A 16,969-nucleotide genomic window follows, 5' to 3' on the forward strand; every position below is an offset into this window, starting at 1 on the left:
GGCGCTTATCCGTTTTTCGCATACCACTTCAGTTTTCCGACGCCGCGCGCGTAGACACGCTTGCAAGCGCAAGACGACGTGGGACACGGCCAGATAGGCAATTTTGCATTCCTGATCCGGACCCCAGTCGCGGCCGGGCAAACCCCATTGCAACTATTTTTTTCCCGTGAAACACTGCGCTTCATCTGCTGCGTCGGACATGAGTCCGATATACCAGACAGTCGAGCATTGGCGCGCATGCCGCGAAGGGCTTGCTAAGCGCCGCTTCCGTCCACGCACGGACTTCTCACACCAGATCGGGACTGAAAAATGAAATTTGTCAGGGAAAGCGCAAAGTTCACTTGTTTGTTCGCCTTAGCCGGTCTGTTGGTGCTCGCCGGCTGCACGAAAGTCGCCCCGCCGGAACAGGGTGCCGCGGTTGATTCGACGCTGAAGCAGGTGCTGCAACGCGGCACATTGCGGGTAGGCGACTGCTTGACCTTTGCGCCATTCGGTTTCTACAACAAGGACGGCCAACCCGATGGTTACGACGTCGACCTGGCGAAAGAACTGGCGAAGCAGATGGGCGTCAAGCTCGAAGTCGTGAACACGACGAGCGCGAACCGCATTCCGAATCTGCAAACCAGCAAGGTTGACGTGGTGTTCTGCAATTTCACCCGTAACCTCGAGCGAGCGAAGGAAATTGCATTCACGAATCCCTACGTGGTCGCGAGTGAGGCGCTGCTGGTCAAGAAGAGCAGCGGCATCAAATCCATCAATGACATGTCGAATCGCACGATTGCAACCGTCAAGGGCTCGACGAATGGCGACGAAGTGCGCTCGCTGAACATGCAGGTCAAGATCCAGGAGTTCGACAGCTCGCAGGCTGCAATCCTCGCCGTCAAGCAGGGTCAGGCCGACGCGATGATCGAGGACAACAACTTTCTCGCTTACCAGGCATCGCTCGATCCGGAGCTGACTGTCACCAATGAAGCACTGGTTCCGCTCGAATACAACGCGTTCGGTGTGAAGTCCGGAGATCAGGTCTGGCTCAACTACCTGAACCTGTTCCTGTTCAACATCAACGCATCGAAGCAGAACGCGCAGCTATACAAGAAGTGGTTTGGCGCCGAGCCGCGCTTTCCGCTGAATCCGCAGTACTGAAACCCCGCTAGCGCCGCACTGCTCGACCGACGGAGGAGCCATGAGCTATGAATGGGTGACCCTTGCGGGTTATTGGAGCGATTTCGTTCGCGCAGCGTGGCTGACACTCCAGATCACGCTTCTGGCCTTCCTCCTCGCGATGCTGCTCGGCTTACTCACCGCTCTCGCGAGCGCATCGCGCGTCGGGCTGCTGCGGGCGATCGCGCGGGCGTACATCGAAGCGATCCGCAATACGCCGGTCCTGCTGCAGATCTTCATCGTGTTCTTCGGGTTGCCGTCGCTTGGCATCACCCTCAATGCGTATACGGCAGGCGTGATCGCGTTAGGGGTGAATGTCGGCGCATATCTGGCGGAAGTGTTTCGTGCGGGTATCCAGTCGGTACCGCGCGGTCAGCTTGAAGCGGCCTCGATTCTCGGTCTGGAACGTTCGCAGATTTTCGTCGAGGTGGTTTTGCCACAGGCCGCACGCGCCGTCTATCCGGCGATCGTCAACAACCTGATTCAGTTGCTGCTCGGCACGTCGCTTCTTTCGGCGATCGCGCTACCCGAGTTGAGCGGAACGGCGACGGTGATCAACGCGCGCACGCTGCTCTATATCCAGACTTTCTCGATCACCCTGATTGCCTACCTGTTCCTGAGCAACCTGCTGTCGTGGCTGGCGGGCCAGATCGGCGTGCGTGTCTTTCATCCGCCGCTCGTGATGAAGAAACGCACGCGCCGGCGGTTCCTTGTCGCACGACAGGCCGATCGCACCTGAACCTTCAACCGGAGACCGGCCATGTCGCAAGAATTGTTAATGACCAGCCTGGCGATCCTGTTTCAGGGACTGCTGGCAACACTGCTTCTGTCCGCAGCGTCAATCGTTGGTGGAACGCTGATCGGACTGCTGGCGGCGGTATTACGCTCATTCGGGCCGTGGGGTACGCCGCGCATCGCCAGGCTCTATACCGAGCTGTTTCGCGGTACGCCGGTGCTGATCACGCTGATGTTTATTTACTTCGGCGTGTCGTACTTCGGCTACGCGATCGATGTGTTCGCAGCGGGTGTCGTGGGCTTGAGCATCTATCAGGGCGCCTATATCTCCGAAGTCTTCCGCTCAGGCATTGAAGCAGTACCGAAAGGCCAGTGGGAGGTGTCGCAAATCCTCGGGCTTAGCAAGATCCAGGCGTTCTTTTCCGTGATCTTGCCGCAGACCGGAAAGATCGTGATTCCGCCGCTCGTCGGCCAGTATTTGTCGCTTATCAAGGACACGTCGATCGTCAGCATGATCGGTATGTCGGAACTGATGCATGGTGGTCAGGCTATCGTCGACCGGGTGGGCAAACCGGTGGAAATCTATGGACTCGTTGCCGTGCTTTATTTCATTGTGTGCTTTCCACTGTCGCAGTGGGTGCGGCACCATGACCGAAGAAGGAGCCTGCTGTCATGACCAGCGTCACTACGTCGAAGCCCATCATCAATCTCACTGGCGTCAGCAAGTCATTCGGCGCTACGCAGGTCCTGAAGGAGATCAACCTTGATGTACGGCCGGGCGAAGTACTCGTGCTGATCGGGGCGTCGGGCTCCGGAAAGAGCACGGTGCTGCGCATCATGAGCGGTCTGGAGACGGCCGATGCGGGCGAAGTCTGGGTCAACGAAGTGCCGCTGCACGATGCGCGCCGGGCGAAGGAAATCCGGGGTCATGTCGGCATGGTGTTCCAGCAATTCAATCTGTTTCCGCACAAGAGTGCGCTGGGTAATGTGACGCTTGCCCTGATCAAGGCACGCAAGATGAGCGCCGCAGACGCACGCAAACGTGCGATGGATGCGCTCGACCGGGTGGGGCTTGCCGACCGAGCCGAGCACTACCCGAGTCAGCTCTCCGGTGGCCAACAGCAACGGGTCGCGATCGCCAGAGCGTTGGCCGTCGAGCCGGGCATCATGTTCTTCGACGAAGCCACGTCCGCTCTCGATCCGGAACTCGTCGGCGAAGTGACCGAAGTCATGCGCGGACTGGCGCGCGACGGGATGACCATGGTCGTCGTCACACACGAGATGGGCTTCGCGCGCAAGACCGCCGACCGCGTCGTGTTCATGGACAAAGGCGTCATCGCGGAACAGGGCGCCCCGGAGCAGATTTTCGTGAACCCGCAGAACGAACGTACGCGACAGTTCCTGCATCGTGTGCTCGACCATTGAGCACCCTTGAAGGGCGTCAGGCGTCTTCGTGCTGCGTGATGGCAAGGCGTCGCCCTTTACGCGCTAAACTCGCGTCACACAAAAGATAAACTGCGATCACTATCGCCGACGGAGTTGAAGGAATGTCTGCATCGGAATCATCGAGGGCCAGGGGGGTGGACCGCGTCATTGGCATTCTCAAGCAGTTGCATATCGCGCGGCGTCCAATGACGATGCGCGAATTGATCGAAGCGACCGGCGCGCCACGCTCAAGCATCTACGAATTAGTCACCATGCTGACTGAAGCCGGATGGCTCGAGACGAGTGTCGACGGGAGCGTGTTTTTCGGCCGCGAGATGCATTACTACGGCTCCGACTATGCCGTGCATAACGACCTGATCAGTCGCGCCCACCAGGCGATCCTCGCGCTCGTTCGAACGCACGACGAAACCGCGCAGTTGTGCATGCTCGAAGGCAACAAGTACACCGTGGTTCTATCGGAGAACAGCTCGCGACCATTCAACATCAGTTCCGACATCGGCGTGAAGGTGCCGATTCCGTGGACCGCATCGGGCCGCCTGCTGCTCGCCCATATGCGGGCGGAGGAAATTCGCAGCTTGATCCCAGACGAAGACTTTATCCTCGACAACGGCAGACGCGTTGAATTTCAGGACTTTCTTTGCGATGTCCAACGCGCCGCTGATCAGGGCTACTGTTGCACCGAGGGTCTGTCCCATACTTTTCGACTCTGCATGGCGGCGCCCATACGCGATCGCACCGGTCTCCCTGTTGCAGCGCTTTGCTTCATGACAAGCCGCGATACGGATCCGGAGAAGCGGGCGATGATGCTGGAAGACCTCATCAGATCGGCGAAGGCGTTGTCGCAACCTTATACCCGCTTGTAAATGCCGAGTGGTTTGCTCGCGGTCGGAAGGGGCGAGGGAAGGGTGGGAAGTTTTGGAAATGAAGTTACCCGTTTCGGCTATTTACTTCCCGGAACTCGAACATTAAATTTGCGGCCGTCTGGATGACTTTTCTTTTGTTGTAATCCACGCAGGTCCAGACCTTAGCTATGCGAAGTTGCATAGCTTTTTTTTGCCTGCGAGAAAGATGCGGAAAGGGAAAGATGCAGAAAGTTCCCATTCCTAATTTTTGGTCGTGTTTACCCAACACTATTTTCAATCACGTTTTACCGCCAGTTATTCTGCGCTCCGCAGGCTCATCAACACAAACTTAAGGACGCAGATGAAGAAGACCACACTGGCAACTCTTTCGCTGGTAATGCTTGGCGCAACCGGCGTAGCTCACGCACAAAACAGCGTCACGCTGTACGGCATCATTGATACCGGCCTGACCTACGTTTCGAACGACGGCGGCAGCAAGTCGATCAGCATGTCGTCGGGTAACGAGTCGGGTAGCCGCTGGGGCCTGAAAGGCTCAGAAGACCTCGGTGGTGGCCTGAAAACAATCTTCCAGGTGGAGAACGGTTTTAATTCGACGAACGGCAAGCTCGGCCAGGGTAGCCGCCTGTTCGGCCGTCAAGCGTTCGTTGGCCTGAGCAGTGACAAGTGGGGTACGCTCACGGCCGGGCGTCAATACGATCCGCTGGTTGACCTGGTTCAGCCGGTGCAGGGCGATGGCTTCCTCGGAGGTGTGTTCATCTCGCCGGGTGACATCGACAACGCCGACAACAGCGCGCGGGTTAATAACTCGCTCAAGTACACGTCGCCGACCTGGTCCGGCTTCCAGTTCGAAACCATGTATTCGTTGGGTGGGGTGGCTGGTGCAACGGGCTCGGGTCAGAGCTACGCAGCCGCAGCTGCATACAGCAACGGTCCGGTCAACCTGGCCGCAGGTTACTATCACCTGAGCAACGGCAACGGCACGAACCGCGGTACGACGACGTGGGATTCGCTGTTCAACACATCGGTCAACGCGGCGTACTCCACTGCGGCGTCGATCAACAATGCCCGTATCGGCGGCAACTATGTGTTCGGCTCGGTGACCCTGGGCGGCTACTTCAGCCATGCCGAATACACTGCAGACGCCAGCTCGACATTCACGCAGACGGAAAAGTACAACACGGGTTCGGTGTACGCAGTGTGGCAGGTATCGGCGCCGCTGCAGACCGAGATTGGCTATGTGTACATGAAGTCGAGCGGCAATTCGTCGGCAAAGTACAACCAGTTCGCTGTTGCAGCTGACTACTCGCTTAGCAAGCGTACGGATGTCTACGCATTTGCTGGCTACACGACCGCATCAGGCACGCAAGACTCGTCGGGCACGGCCGCTGTTGCTGTTATCGGCTCGGCAACCGGCGACTCGGGTTCCAACAAGCAGGCTACGGTAACTGTTGGCATTCGCCACAAGTTCTAATCGATAGATGCACTAAAGAAAGCCCGCGTGATGCGGGCTTTCTTGTTTACTCGACAGAACACTGGATCGGCGATATTGAAACCTTATTTTTTCGATGGCGGCTGGGCGCAGATCGGGAGTTCAAAGTTGTATCGGCGCATTAGTCCTGAGTGGCCGCATGGGTAGCGTCCGCCTGTACCAATGCGCGCACGAGCAGGTACACGGCTGGCAAGTTGTCGTCGTCACGTCGCCAGTCGACGGGTTCGTCGAGATCCATTCCGGACAAACGACTGTCCTCAAATCGGATAAACGTGGAGCGCACTGCCTCGCTGTGCCGCGCCAGGAAGCCCCGATTCTCAAAGACCTGTTCGTCGATTGTCAGCAGCGTGCGCCAGGTCGGCAATTGCGCGCTGCTTGAGTAGCGGCGACGGCCACTGTCGAGGTGACGACCTGCGACCGTGGCAATGATCTGCTGGAGGTCGAGCGACGCGCTGCGAAGTGCGCGTTCGAGGGCGACAGGATTGATGTCTTGGACATCCATATCAAGAGCGGAGTCGTTACTCATACTGTTATTTTCCTGAGGACTCGCGGCAATTCGCAGCATCAAATCTGATGCTTCAACAACGCCTGGTTTCGCTGCGCCAATAACTGGCGGATCTGGGCAAGATAGTTATCGCCGACCGTACAGTCTTCAACGGGCCGGATATGTTGATGAGGCGTTGGTGGACGTACGCCGAGATAGCGGCACACCGCTGATAGATAGGGTTTGCCGTTGCCTCCCAGATGTCGCGCCGCGTCAGCCACGCGTACGTCTCCGACATGCTTGCGCAACCACGCAAGTGTTTCGCGATCACCGTCGTTCAAGATGCGGATGAGCTGGTTCATGGCCGATCCTGTATGTAAACACAGTACTGTAAATTTATACAGTATTTGATCGGGATGCAAGTTAATTTGCAGGTCTACTCCATTAGCCGAACGGCCATCGTGTCCGAGTTGGAGCGAGATATTTCGATTGCCGGCGGGTCAAGGGATTTCCCTGGTCCAGGGATTACGCACATATTTCGCGTACGTAGCTGAGGAATAGCCGTCCGGAAGCGCGCAGCGCGCAACCTGATGGCGGCGAATGCGCACGGATACCGTCCTCAAAGCGATGCGTATCTCAACGCAACCCAGAATGTGCTCGCAGTGGCATCGGGATTGCCGGTGACTCCGAAACTGAACGTGGTCCCCGGAAGTCATTTTGTATTTATTGATCCATGTCCGGCGCAGATTGCGGCCACCGAAACGCTGATTTGCCAAGACGGGGCAGGAGTCGATCGAACGTCGATTCATCGTCAAATCGAGACCCAGGTAATTGCTTTCTTGCGGGCGAACCTATGAACTTCGGTCGCGCAATATCAAGCCGCAATAACGGCGCCCGTTCGTGACTGGCCGCTTTGGCGCGAGAAGCGGTCATCCTTCGCTAAGAACTGGTTGACGCTTATGGGTCGATGAGCCGCCCAAAGCAAAATCACTTTGCCGCGTCTTCTCAGACTGAGGTAGGTGCTATACCGACAGGCGCCCCGAAGCCGAATGCGAGAATCCGTGAAGAATTGTTGTTTTCCCCTCCAACAATCGGGAAGATATCGCGTTAGACTGGCTCACTACGCGATCGGGCACTTTTTTGCTTACGCAACTCTAGCGTGTTGACCACGCGCCCGGGTAGTTGAGTGCCAGCCATGCTTAGGGGGTTCAAGCAACCGGCATCGATTCGCTGCGACGCCTGGCCACGCAAGGGCGGAGCAGTGGCGAAGTCGCATGGGCAACGGTTGGACGCCAGGAGTCCGAATCATGATAACGACGTTCACGCTGATCGATCTTGCTGGCTCCGTTGCTCTGCTGCTGCTGGGCACCCAGATGGTTCAAACCGGCATGCACCGGGCATTCGGCGTCGGACTTCGGTCACTCCTCGGCAGGTCGCTGCGTGGTGGCTTCCGGGCTTTCCTAGCCGGGACGGGTGCGGCCGCGGTATTGCAAAGCAGCACGACGACCGGACTCATGATTGAGGGCGTCGCTGCTGAGGGGGGCGTCGGACTTGTGCCAGCGCTTGCGGTAATGCTTGGCGCAAACGTCGGCGTGACATTGATCGTGCAGGTACTGTCCTTCGACCTCGCGGCAGCCATTTCGCCGGCCCTGATCCTTGTCGGCGCGCTGATGTTCCGCAAGGTATCGAACACACGTGCACACGACCTGGGACGCATGTTCATTGGTCTGGGCTTGATGCTGCTCGCGCTGCACCATCTGCTTGAACTGATGACCGATTACGAGGATGCCCCCAGCCTGCGCATGCTGCTGGGCGCTGCATCCACCGTACCGGTCGTCGATGTTCTGCTCGCTGCGGGTTTGACGTGGGCCGCGGATTCGAACGTCGCGGCTGTTCTGCTCATCACCTCGCTTTGCGCGCGGAACGTGGTTCCTCCCAATACGGCCTTTGCACTGGTGATGGGTGCGAACCTCGGCACCGCCATCAACCCCGTTCTGGCGGGCACGGGACCATACGATCCCGTATCGAAGCGCCTACCCGTCGGAAACCTGCTCACGCGATTAATCGGCGTTGTGGCGGCCCTCGCGGCGCTCGGGCCAATCGGCCGCTTCATGGTTACCATGGAACCGGACAACGCACGTGTGGTTGCGGATTTTCACACGCTGTTCAATCTGGTTCTCGCCGGTGTATTCCTGCCAATACTTCCCCTCTATGCGAGCCTCTTAACCCGGTTACTGCCTTCGCTCGTGACGGTCGCTGCTCCGCCGCCTGGCATCGATCCTACCGTGAGTCAGATTCCGAAGGGGGGAGCCGAAACCGCAGCACCCAACCCACTTCGACTCGCCGATCGTTTTGGCGAGATCCTGTCGGGCACGCGTGCGGCACCGACAGATCGCGAGCGGCAGTTCATCGTGGAGATCCGCCAGCGTGGCGATATTCTGGATAGCCTGAACAGCGCGGCAAGGACTTACCTGACACCGCCGGATCCGGAGCAACTCGCGGCGAGCGCCCATCCGCGCCTCGATAAAAAACAACATGTGGCCTATCGCGCGGGGAGTCGCGGAATTAGCGTGCGAGAGAGCAGTGGCCACTCGCTCGAACACGTCGGGCCTGATGGCAACGAGACGATGTATTACCCTGCAAGCTCACTCTGGCTTACCTTGCAGGATCTTCAGGTCGTTCAGCAACTGGAACCCGCAGAGGGAGGAACGCAATCCACCCTTACTACCTGCGTCCGTGGGACGGCTTCCTTCGATGAAGTTCGCCTGTCAATTATTGGGGAACCCGTGAACAGCACGCGCGTGGTCCAGATCTGCTTTGCGGCCAGGGAAATCCGTTCGGCAGACCGGCATGGCCTTCGGGAATGGCAAGACGCGCTCGGTACAACTTTCTCGGACGTCCCACTGGGCACTGCAAGGCTCGGCTATAACCGCCCGGACAGGGAGATGCAGGAACCCGATCAGTGGTGGGTGTCTTGCCATGTACCGGAAAGCAGCATGAAGGCGCTCATCGAGGGCGTTGAGGCCGGCCGGCTTGCTGCGGTCAAGGTCGGCCTGTGTCTAAGGAACGTTTATACGTTGGGGCCGGTGTGTGCTGACTTCCCTGGGGAAGCGTATCTGTTCCTCCGGCCAGGCAAGGAAGACAGCACTGCGGAATCGCCGGAAATCGCGAGCGGATACGTTGTTCATCTCGCACTCGATTTCGGGAAAGTCAGCTTCGGCCGGCTCGACCACAGCGGGAGATCACCCGAGGGGCAACAGCAAACAAATGTTAGCGAGGTGAATTCGATAAGTGCATTGGTGGACAAGCTCAGCAAGCTTGTCGCCAGTTTGAAATGGCTTGCAGCGCTTGTCGCAGTCCTCGTTGTCGTTTTTGCATTCAAGAATCGATGATCGAACGGTGGCTCCCATTGCGCCTGGTTGCGCCGATCCCGGAAGATCCGATCAAGTACCTCCCAGCGATACGGCTAGCGGGCGCACTTTGAAAAAAGAAATTCGTTTTTTCAACTCGACCGTCTGCCGAACCAGTGACGCTGCCGCGGCAGACGCCTGTTCGACGAGGGCTGCGTTCTGCTGAGTGACCTCATCCATAAGCGAGACGGCCTGATTGACCTGCTCGATACCAGTGCTTTGTTCGCGGGACGCGCCTGATATTTCGCCCATTAGGGCAGTAACCCGCGCAACGGTCGTGCTTACCTCGCGCATGGAATTGCCCGCCCCCTGAGCCAGCGACGCGCCGCTCGCGACCCGTTCATTGGAAGTCAGGATCAGGTCCTTGATTTCTTTCGCTGCCCCCGCGCTGCGTTGCGCCAGCATGCGGACCTCTGACGCGACCACTGCGAAGCCACGCCCCTGTTCTCCCGCACGAGCAGCCTCAACAGCCGCGTTCAGTGCCAGTATGTTGGTCTGAAACGCGATTCCCTCGATGACACCAATGATGCTGCTCATTTGCTGGGCGCCGGTCGCCAGTTGATTCATGGTTCCGGCAACACGGCTTACCTCTGCGCTACTACCGCCCGTCGCTTCGGAAGCGGCATTCGCCAATGCGCTCGCCTGCATGGCGTTCTCGGCAGTGTGTTTAACGGTCGCCGTCAGTTGCTCCATGCTTGCCGCCGTTTCTTCCAGGGACGCAGCCTGCTGCTCTGTTCGTCGCGACAGGTCGTCGTTGCCGGCCGAGATTTGCGCCGATGCCGTCGCGACGGACTCGGCGGTCTGGTGAACGTGACGGACAACATCGGAGACGCGCTCATTCATGCTGTGCAAGGCACCCAGCAATTGCCCCGTTTCGTCGGTCCGGTCGACGATGATCTCGCTCGTGAGGTCACCGTTCGCTACGGCCTTGGCGATTGTCACGGCAGCCCCGATCGGTCGGGTGATGCTTTTCGTCATGAAGTAGGCAAGCAATGTCGCGGCAATCATCGCTGCAATTGTGACGACCACAACAGCGACTTCTGCGACATGCGCCAACGTGGTAATCGCCGCGCCCTGTTCGGTCGTACGCTGCATAACGATCTGGATCAGTGCGTCCAACGCCTTCCCGATCGGCTTGTCTGCGCCAGCAACGCTCCTGTCCCGAACATCAATCGCTGCCCCGGATTCAACAAGGGAAGACAGCCGCTCCATCGACGCCCGATACGCCCTTGTCGAGTCGAAAAGTGCCGCGCTCGCTGCTTGTTCATCTGGACCGAGTTGCTCTCCTGTTTCGACCGTTTTGACGGCAGTGTCGATATCGTCCAGGTTTGCCATGAACTTCGCCTTGTAGTCGCCTCCACGAAGCACATAGTCCTTGTAATTGTGAACGGCGTCGCCGAAAGTACCTTTCGCGTGCTGCAAAACCTTTAGCCTGGTGAGGGTGACCGATTCAAAATCGGTCCATTCATTTGTGATTTTCGTGAGCTTGACAAATGCCGTCGCACCGAGCACCACTGTGAGTAGGGCCGCGAGGGCGAACGCGATTGTGAGGCGCACACCGATGCGAAGATTTTTGAAGCGAAGGAAACTGCCTGTCATGATTTGTCCGTATCCTGGCCATGAGAATTGAGGATTTTTTCGGATGAGTCACCGGTGATCTCATCGAATCGATCAGACTCAAAGCGGATTCCGTCTGCATACCGCTTACCATGTTTTACGGCATGTTTCCGAATAAGCTTGAGATACGGGAGTCCCTGAAAACCACCGGCAAAGGTTTGTGAATGGATGATTTTTTTGTCAGGTTTTCCTGACGGTCAAAGAAAGCACCTCCGGGTTATGAGTTGCATCTCCCTTCAGCCACGTGCGCACGAGTTTCCGCCCGCGCTTTCGAAATCAGTCGCCCCAATTCCCTTAGACGACGTAGAAGGCAGGAAGAACCAATTCGCCGTCGAGCGTATCCGGTTCACTTGGCGGCGCTTGATCCGTGCGCGTTCAAGACCGCCTGTCGATTAGTCGCCGAGGCCTATTGGCTCTCGTGACTGAAAAGATCATCGACAATTCGCCGTGCTGCGCTATAACCACCCATCAGGGCATCTGCTTCCGTCACAAACGGAAGACCGCCGGCCTCCCCGAAGCGCAGCGGCGAAAACATGGCGACCGCATTGTCCGCCTGAAAGATCCTGACGATCGCCACGTACCCTACGCATGCAGCAGCGCCGCCAAGCTGCGAGCTAAGGTCGGATTCGACGGCCACCACAAGGGTGTACCCGTGATATTCATAAGTACGCGTCATTGCCTGTTCCACTCTCATCTGCCATTCCGGCACTCACGGACACCGGACATTGCTGCGAGGCGCGCACTGATCGTCGTGAACTCGCTGGCCGTCGCGCGCGATAGCCCAATCTGCACTTCGTCGAGTTCAGGGTCGTCTTCCGACTGCTGGACGATGAACTGCTTCACCCGGACACTTCCCGTTCCCAGGGCGTTGTGAACACTGTCAAGCGATACACTGCCGCGTTCGACCAGCAGGGTTATGTTGCGCTGTTGTTTGACCGAAATGAAGCGACGTTCCAGCGGCTTCACACCGACGAGAATAATCAGAATAATGATCGTCGCGCCGATGGCAGCCGTGTACATCCCTCCGCCGACTGCCAGACCGATTCCCGCCACGGACCAGAGACTCGCGGCAGTTGTCAGCCCACGCACGATCTCCCCGCGCAACAGGATCGACCCTGCGCCCAGGAAACCGATGCCTGACACTACCTGCGCGGCAACCCGGGAAGGATCGAGGACGACGTTCTTTTCGCCCAGCACATCCGCAAATCCGAAGGCTGATACCAGCATGATCAACGACGACCCGACGCATACAAGCATGTGCGTGCGCAAACCGGCCGCCCAATTCAATCTTTCGCGCTCAAAGCCGATGACGCTTCCGAGTAGCGCTGCCAGGACGAGGCGCGACAACAGCTCGATATTACCTATCACAATTTTCCTTCGATAGTGACACGTTAAGTCTGCTGCGAAGGCGTGCCGGTAACGTTGAAATGAGGTTGGGCCGTCCGGTGAACGAGCTCATCCGGTTTTTCTATGACCGCCGGCGGCACCTCGGCACGATTTTCGTGCGTGCAGAAAAGTTGGACGATTTCCCGGGTCGGTATGCTCGTGACGAGCGTTGAGATTTTGCCCGGGTTGAACCACCGGCAACGCGAAATTTCGCTACGCGCTTCAGCGGATGCGCCCTGACGAATATCGGCACGGAAAACGTGGTGGTGTTTGCTGAGGCCGCCAAACTGGAACAGGTACGTAAGTTCCACTCCAGCGAGCGAAGTCTCTTCTTCCAGTTCGCGCAGGGCGGCGTCCAGCGGCGATTCGGACCGTTTTATCGTGCCGCCGGGAAGCGACCATCGTGAGCGCGCGCGGGCGACCAGAAGCACCTTGCCATCGCGTACGCATACGATTGTGGATCGATCTTTCATGCTCTTCAGTCTACGAGGTGATGTTTGCGTGTATAGAGGTGAGGTGAATCAGCTTGGGGTTTTCAACGTGCAGAATAGCCCACCAGGAACATCTGCAATTAGCGGTGCAAAAATGACAGAAAACCTGGTCGGTTGCACCACGCGAAATGCTATAAGCTGAAAAATCGTAATGATTATGCTGGCGCGAAAACGACATGAAAAATCGCTCGCCAATTATCCTCTGCCTACCGCTCGCGCTGTTTATTGCGGCCTGCTTGCTGTCCCTTCCCACTTTCGTGGTGGCGGTTGTCTGGATGACGATCGGCGTGATGGCGCTCGGACACCGCCCCCTTGAGAGCTTTCCTTCAGCCGGTATCCGCCGGGAGTGGCTCCGCGGGTATCGCGCAGCGTTCGTGTGGTTCTATCACCTGGCGTGGTGGCCCTGGTACATGCGCTCGTCGATCCGAGACATCGCCGGTCAGATCGGAGCCACGCTGCGTCGAGTGAGGAAATCTCGGGGTAAGGGGCCGGATAGCCCGCCGGACAACAGGTCAAACGACGAATGTGAGTGAACGCGCAACAAGAGCGGTCGGAGCAAACATCGTCCGATGGTGGGGCACAAGGCTCCCCGTTTCGACCGTTCGCAACGGCTGTTCAGATCCGGGAGTGATCGACTGTATCTGTCGAACTTGTGATTCACCAACGCACAATACGAGCCCCAGCCATCCGAAGGCGCATTGCCAAACGGCACTTTAATTTTTGCGTTTAGCGTACGAACTTACCGAATGACAGCATTGATATCTCTTGTCCTGTTTGATATGGACGACGTCCTGTCTCACTACGACCGCTCGGCACGGGTCCATCACCTCTCAGTGGTATCAGGCCGAACATATGAAACTGTCCGCGAGGCCATTTGGGAATCCGGGTTGGAAGCTAGTGCAGACGCCGGCTTGATAAGCGACGAAGAGTATCTGACGGCGATGGGAGAAATCCTGGGTTGTCACGTCACGCGCGATGATTGGCTGGTTGCACGCCGCGCATCGATGTCGCCCAATTTCGAAGTGCTCGCGCTTGTTAGAAAACTGTCCGCGCGATACCGCGTAGCCGTTCTAACCAACAATTGTCGACTGGTGACTGAAAACATCCAGTATCTCAATCCCGCGGTGGCTGAACTCTTTGGCCCTCACGTATACGCATCGGCCTCATTCGGTGCGGCCAAGCCGGCAGCTCATACATATCTTCGCTGCCTTGATGCCCTCGGTGTTAGCGCAGCCGAGACCCTGTTTATTGACGACCTTGAGGTAAATGCGGAGGGTGCAATCAATGCAGGTCTTCACGGGCACGTGTTCACCGGCGCAGGGTCGTTATCAGAGGAGCTGGAGCGTCGCAAGTTGCTGTAGCGGGGGCAATCGTGGCAGAAAGTGTCCAGAGCGCCGAGCCGAATGAGGGCGCGCTTGATCGGTGAGCGTCTCATGTTGAACGGAGATCGGACGACTATGTCAGTGGGCCGATAGACTGAAATGGGTTGGGTACGGAAGTTCGGCAAGGGACCGGGTTCGGCCAGTGGACGAAACCGCTCGCGCGGTAAGCGGCTCCGGCCAACGGTAGTGATCAGGGAGAGGAAACCGACTCTGTCTTCATGTTGAAGCGCGAGGTAATCTGCCCCGTCATTCAACGAGACGTCGCTCAGTCGCGACCCCGTTGGACGGCCGCGAGTATCCCCCCATCGCCGGTTTGCGACGGGCAAAAACGGGTCATCGCAGTCGGCTCGGGGCGACGTTGATCAACCACCTTTGGGCATTTGGTCGGCTTCGCGCAGCCGAGCCAGTGCTCGAACAAAACCATTGGCTTTTGCCCTGTTTACCTCGGCATCAAAGCAGCTTAAGGCACGTTGCAGTTCAATCCAGGCCATCTCGTTGTCGACATTACCGGGGCCAGCCTCTGTCCTCACTTCTCGTGCAAGCCTGTGGGCAAAGCCCGCATCTAACGCTCCGCGCGCCACGAGATCGGTTAAATAGGCTGCCAATTCAGTTAAGCCTTCAACATTTGCGCCCGACTTGTGTCCTGCTCCGTCCAAGTTCCTATTCATATCATTTACGACAAAAGCACGCAGTTAGATGGTGGGTTTGCAACAGAACGACCTGCCTGGTTGCGTACGAGTTAGCCACGTCGAGGGCAGTCTCGTACTGGTTGCAAACGCGGCGGCTGCAGCGAAGCGACATGCCGGCTTGTCCCATGCCGGGTCCGACCAGCACACTGTTTTACCGATGCGAAATGAATAGAACGAGCGGCATAGTGATTGCTGCCAGCGCCGTCTGAATCGTAATAATTCCGGCCGACAACTGATGATCTCCGCCTAAGAGCTTCGCCATAATGTATGCCGATGGGGTGCATGGCAGCGAGTTGAACAAAACGATCGTCGTCAACGCTGGCCCATGAATTCCGAGACTCACGCCTATCCAGAGTGTAAGTAGCGGGACGAGCAATAGTTTGATAAACGACGACTGCAGAACGGGCCCCCGCGCCTCCTTTGCTGCTTTCATATCAAGCCCAGCACCTACGGCGAGAAGACCTAATGGCAATGACGCCGCTCCAAGAATTGAAAGAATGTTCGAAAACGTACTCGGCAGTGAAAGACCGCTCACATTAAAGAGCGCGCCAAGTAACACGGCCATGATCACGGGATTCTTCAGCAACGCGCTCATGATTTGCCGGCTCGTTGGGGCGCCGCCGCTCCCGTAATGCATCAGGATGATGATCGATGCCACATTAAGCAAAGGGATTGCGACCGCAATGCTGATAGACGTCAACGTCAGACCAACACTTCCATACATCGCTGCCGCGGCTGCGACGCCCACGTAGGTGTTGGGTCGCAGTGCGCCTTGAATCACAGAAGAAAAAACTGCGCCTGATTGCTGGCTCCAGATGCGCCAGGCATACAGCACCAGTGCGCCGGTTCCGACCGCTCCGAGAATCGCAATGGCTATGGGGCGAATCGGAAACTGTGTCAAGTTTGCTTTTGCCACCTGGCTGAACATCAACGCTGGGAACATATAGTAGTAGTTGAGCGTTTCGCATGGTAGCCAAAATTCATCGGCCAGCATTCGGCGCTGGCGAAGGATAAAACCCATAAGAATGAGGGCAAAGATCGGGGCGAGCGCTGTAAAAACGCTTTGCATGGCGCTCTCCGTTAAATGAACGTCTTAGCCAACACCACCGCACCATAGGCACCGATAAACGCGGTCATAGCGCGTTCATACAGCGGAGCACCGGCGCGTTTGAATAGGAGGTTGCCGACAGAGAAGTAAACAATGACCGCAATCGGTGCGACTGCAAGGCCTTCCCAACTCAATGCAGATCGTCTCAAGACCGCGAGCGTGCACAGTTGGATCGCACCAAACACCAGGTAGTAGCGGGCGATGGCCAAACGCACCTGGTCCTTTTCGCTATAGCCGCTCACGGCGTAGACGGCGAGCAAAGCGCCGCCCATGTTGGTTAGCCCATGGACGAGCCCCATCACGCCGACGTACGCGCGACCTTGGCGCAGCACGAACGCTTGCAACTGTGTCTGCAGGCGTCGGGAGTATCGGATTGCTGCGGCGCTCAGCATCGTGAGGCCTATAAGGATATCGGCCCGCGCCTTAAGATTTGTGTACATCAGTATCGCCAGCGACGCCACTACGACAAGCGCGCAGATCTTCATATTGACCCGTTCTCGGGCCGGCAATGGTCGATTGCGTCCTGACCACACCTGAATCGAGGAGATCGCGATCGACGACGGAAGCAAGAGGCCGAGCACCGTCGTAAAGTCGAATCCGATCAGCAGAAGCGTAGGGGTACCAAATACGAGGATGCCCATTCCAAAAATGGATTGAACCACGGCCAGCAAGGCAATGATTGCCGAAAGCAGATAGACGTCGTTCATG

Annotated in this window: 18 protein-coding genes; 9 read left to right on the forward strand and 9 right to left on the reverse strand. The window is 57.6% G+C overall.

The features are described 5' to 3' along the window. Positions 1 to 309 precede the first annotated feature (309 nt). From M0D68_RS18795 to M0D68_RS18820, 6 genes are all read left to right on the forward strand, one after another. Positions 310 to 1,143 carry a transporter substrate-binding domain-containing protein gene (locus tag M0D68_RS18795; RefSeq protein ID WP_093636480.1) on the forward strand — a complete coding sequence of 278 codons (834 nt, stop codon included), beginning with the start codon at positions 310 to 312 and terminating at the stop codon, positions 1,141 to 1,143. A gap of 40 nt (positions 1,144 to 1,183) precedes the next feature. Further along, positions 1,184 to 1,900, forward strand: a complete 717-nt coding sequence (locus tag M0D68_RS18800; RefSeq protein WP_211708876.1) for an amino acid ABC transporter permease — start codon at positions 1,184 to 1,186, stop codon at positions 1,898 to 1,900. Positions 1,901 to 1,921: 21 nt separating this feature from the next. Next, positions 1,922 to 2,572, forward strand: a complete 651-nt coding sequence (locus tag M0D68_RS18805; protein WP_093636474.1) for an amino acid ABC transporter permease — start codon at positions 1,922 to 1,924, stop codon at positions 2,570 to 2,572. Continuing rightward, positions 2,569 to 3,321 carry an amino acid ABC transporter ATP-binding protein gene (locus M0D68_RS18810; protein WP_093636471.1) on the forward strand — a complete coding sequence of 251 codons (753 nt, stop codon included), beginning with the start codon at positions 2,569 to 2,571 and terminating at the stop codon, positions 3,319 to 3,321. The genes M0D68_RS18805 and M0D68_RS18810 overlap by 4 nt, the downstream gene beginning before the upstream one ends. A 122-nt stretch (positions 3,322 to 3,443) precedes the next feature. Continuing rightward, the gene (locus tag M0D68_RS18815) at positions 3,444 to 4,205 is read left to right on the forward strand and encodes an IclR family transcriptional regulator (protein ID WP_200622035.1); all 762 of its coding nucleotides are present in this window, start codon (positions 3,444 to 3,446) and stop codon (positions 4,203 to 4,205) included. Positions 4,206 to 4,545: 340 nt separating this feature from the next. After that, positions 4,546 to 5,676, forward strand: coding sequence for a porin (locus M0D68_RS18820; protein WP_200652343.1), 1,131 nt, complete (start codon positions 4,546 to 4,548; stop codon positions 5,674 to 5,676). A gap of 139 nt (positions 5,677 to 5,815) precedes the next feature. Here M0D68_RS18820 and M0D68_RS18825 read toward each other — a convergent pair whose 3' ends face one another. Together M0D68_RS18825 and M0D68_RS18830 are read right to left on the reverse strand one after the other, a co-directional pair. Continuing rightward, positions 5,816 to 6,220, reverse strand: coding sequence for a DUF2471 domain-containing protein (locus M0D68_RS18825; RefSeq protein ID WP_200652367.1), 405 nt, complete (start codon positions 6,218 to 6,220; stop codon positions 5,816 to 5,818). Positions 6,221 to 6,258: 38 nt separating this feature from the next. Then, entirely contained in the window at positions 6,259 to 6,540 is a 282-nt protein-coding gene (locus M0D68_RS18830) for a hypothetical protein (protein ID WP_200652344.1), read from the reverse strand. Between the two features lie 945 nt (positions 6,541 to 7,485). Here M0D68_RS18830 and M0D68_RS18835 point away from each other — a divergent pair. Next, entirely contained in the window at positions 7,486 to 9,570 is a 2,085-nt protein-coding gene (locus M0D68_RS18835; protein ID WP_266224933.1) for a Na/Pi cotransporter family protein, read from the forward strand. A 51-nt stretch (positions 9,571 to 9,621) separates the two neighbouring features. Here the strand turns inward: M0D68_RS18835 and M0D68_RS18840 are convergent, their stop codons facing one another. From M0D68_RS18840 to M0D68_RS18855, 4 genes are all read right to left on the reverse strand, one after another. Next, a complete protein-coding gene (locus M0D68_RS18840; RefSeq protein WP_266224934.1) occupies positions 9,622 to 11,187 on the reverse strand; it encodes a methyl-accepting chemotaxis protein in 1,566 nt (521 codons plus the stop codon). 424 nt (positions 11,188 to 11,611) lie between these two features. Then, positions 11,612 to 11,899: a hypothetical protein gene (locus M0D68_RS18845; protein ID WP_234487789.1), complete on the reverse strand. Its 288-nt coding sequence runs from the start codon at positions 11,897 to 11,899 to the stop codon at positions 11,612 to 11,614. Further along, positions 11,896 to 12,573, reverse strand: coding sequence for an MgtC/SapB family protein (locus M0D68_RS18850; RefSeq protein WP_200652347.1), 678 nt, complete (start codon positions 12,571 to 12,573; stop codon positions 11,896 to 11,898). The genes M0D68_RS18845 and M0D68_RS18850 overlap by 4 nt, the downstream gene beginning before the upstream one ends. Positions 12,574 to 12,596: 23 nt before the next feature. After that, positions 12,597 to 13,064, reverse strand: a complete 468-nt coding sequence (locus M0D68_RS18855) for an NUDIX hydrolase (protein WP_200652348.1) — start codon at positions 13,062 to 13,064, stop codon at positions 12,597 to 12,599. A 194-nt stretch (positions 13,065 to 13,258) separates the two neighbouring features. Here M0D68_RS18855 and M0D68_RS18860 point away from each other — a divergent pair, with 194 nt between their 5' ends. Next, a complete protein-coding gene (locus M0D68_RS18860) occupies positions 13,259 to 13,615 on the forward strand; it encodes a hypothetical protein (protein ID WP_200566666.1) in 357 nt (118 codons plus the stop codon). Positions 13,616 to 13,828: 213 nt separating this feature from the next. Then, positions 13,829 to 14,443: an HAD family phosphatase gene (locus M0D68_RS18865; protein WP_200652349.1), complete on the forward strand. Its 615-nt coding sequence runs from the start codon at positions 13,829 to 13,831 to the stop codon at positions 14,441 to 14,443. A gap of 383 nt (positions 14,444 to 14,826) precedes the next feature. Here the strand turns inward: M0D68_RS18865 and M0D68_RS18870 are convergent, their stop codons facing one another. The 3 genes from M0D68_RS18870 to M0D68_RS18880 form a co-directional block, all read right to left on the reverse strand. After that, positions 14,827 to 15,120 carry a hypothetical protein gene (locus M0D68_RS18870; protein ID WP_200652350.1) on the reverse strand — a complete coding sequence of 98 codons (294 nt, stop codon included), beginning with the start codon at positions 15,118 to 15,120 and terminating at the stop codon, positions 14,827 to 14,829. 184 nt (positions 15,121 to 15,304) lie between these two features. Next, positions 15,305 to 16,222, reverse strand: a complete 918-nt coding sequence (locus M0D68_RS18875; RefSeq protein WP_266224936.1) for an AEC family transporter — start codon at positions 16,220 to 16,222, stop codon at positions 15,305 to 15,307. 11 nt (positions 16,223 to 16,233) lie between these two features. After that, on the reverse strand, positions 16,234 to 16,968 hold the full coding sequence (locus M0D68_RS18880) for a TSUP family transporter (protein ID WP_200652352.1): 735 nt from the start codon (positions 16,966 to 16,968) through the stop codon (positions 16,234 to 16,236). Between the last annotated feature and the right edge of the window lies 1 nt (position 16,969).

This window comes from Paraburkholderia sp. SEWSISQ10-3 4 (assembly GCF_030464785.1).
GTDB lineage: Bacteria > Pseudomonadota > Gammaproteobacteria > Burkholderiales > Burkholderiaceae > Paraburkholderia > Paraburkholderia aspalathi.

Coding starts and splice junctions, on each gene's coding strand:
- M0D68_RS18880 (WP_200652352.1), bottom strand. CDS start 16,968: ATGAACGACGTCTATCTGCTTTCGGCAATCATTGCCTTGCTGGCCGTG.
- M0D68_RS18795 (WP_093636480.1), top strand. CDS start 310: ATGAAATTTGTCAGGGAAAGCGCAAAGTTCACTTGTTTGTTCGCCTTA.
- M0D68_RS18815 (WP_200622035.1), top strand. CDS start 3,444: ATGTCTGCATCGGAATCATCGAGGGCCAGGGGGGTGGACCGCGTCATT.
- M0D68_RS18820 (WP_200652343.1), top strand. CDS start 4,546: ATGAAGAAGACCACACTGGCAACTCTTTCGCTGGTAATGCTTGGCGCA.
- M0D68_RS18875 (WP_266224936.1), bottom strand. CDS start 16,222: ATGCAAAGCGTTTTTACAGCGCTCGCCCCGATCTTTGCCCTCATTCTT.
- M0D68_RS18805 (WP_093636474.1), top strand. CDS start 1,922: ATGTCGCAAGAATTGTTAATGACCAGCCTGGCGATCCTGTTTCAGGGA.
- M0D68_RS18840 (WP_266224934.1), bottom strand. CDS start 11,187: ATGACAGGCAGTTTCCTTCGCTTCAAAAATCTTCGCATCGGTGTGCGC.
- M0D68_RS18810 (WP_093636471.1), top strand. CDS start 2,569: ATGACCAGCGTCACTACGTCGAAGCCCATCATCAATCTCACTGGCGTC.
- M0D68_RS18830 (WP_200652344.1), bottom strand. CDS start 6,540: ATGAACCAGCTCATCCGCATCTTGAACGACGGTGATCGCGAAACACTT.
- M0D68_RS18825 (WP_200652367.1), bottom strand. CDS start 6,220: ATGAGTAACGACTCCGCTCTTGATATGGATGTCCAAGACATCAATCCT.
- M0D68_RS18855 (WP_200652348.1), bottom strand. CDS start 13,064: ATGAAAGATCGATCCACAATCGTATGCGTACGCGATGGCAAGGTGCTT.
- M0D68_RS18845 (WP_234487789.1), bottom strand. CDS start 11,899: ATGAGAGTGGAACAGGCAATGACGCGTACTTATGAATATCACGGGTAC.
- M0D68_RS18865 (WP_200652349.1), top strand. CDS start 13,829: ATGACAGCATTGATATCTCTTGTCCTGTTTGATATGGACGACGTCCTG.
- M0D68_RS18800 (WP_211708876.1), top strand. CDS start 1,184: ATGAGCTATGAATGGGTGACCCTTGCGGGTTATTGGAGCGATTTCGTT.
- M0D68_RS18835 (WP_266224933.1), top strand. CDS start 7,486: ATGATAACGACGTTCACGCTGATCGATCTTGCTGGCTCCGTTGCTCTG.
- M0D68_RS18860 (WP_200566666.1), top strand. CDS start 13,259: ATGAAAAATCGCTCGCCAATTATCCTCTGCCTACCGCTCGCGCTGTTT.